Source organism: Undibacterium sp. SXout7W (assembly GCF_049339385.1).
Classification (GTDB): domain Bacteria; phylum Pseudomonadota; class Gammaproteobacteria; order Burkholderiales; family Burkholderiaceae_D; genus Undibacterium.
On sequence record NZ_JBMPPF010000074.1, the window covers coordinates 1 to 546 of the forward strand.

General features: G+C 57.5%; 1 protein-coding gene. It reads right to left on the reverse strand.

Translation table 11 applies throughout. The features are described from left to right. Positions 1-533 (reverse strand): hypothetical protein (locus ACO0LB_RS20545; protein WP_423052554.1); only part of this gene is annotated, 533 nt, incomplete at its 3' end. Positions 534-546 lie beyond the last annotated feature (13 nt).

Here is a 546-nt window from a genome sequence, read left to right on the forward strand (position 1 = left end):
GTTAGGGCAGCTGCGAAGCCTATGGTACCCGCGTGCGCCATCAGGTCTTCGTCCATCAGTACACGATCGTATTTTACGGCCGACCCATTCACTAACAGAGACGCGACTGTACGCACGTGCGCCTGTAGCGCTCTGTCCGTCAAGGAAGGCAGCCGTTTCTTCAGTCCGGCTCGTATCGAGGTCTTGCCCTCGGATGTCATGCTCAAGATCAAGTCGCGACCTACCAGCGGATCGATAGAGACGTTGGCTGAGTGTACTATCGCGTGGGTTTTGCCGCACCCGGGCGGGCCGTTTATCCACTCGATTTCCGGTAGTTCCTGACTCGCCACGTCCACGCCAGCAATCTGCGCCGAGATCTGCGAGTTCAACATCAGTTCGGTGTTCCTCCCAACCAGAATAAACCGGTCGGGGCTGTTGAACTGTCGCGCGGTCTCGTTCCATGCAACGTACTCCTGCTTGCTGACCGAATACCCGTGCGAATACGTGCGCGACACCTTCTGCCCCAGATAGGACTTTGTCTGCTGGTCGTACACTCCGTATCCCGCT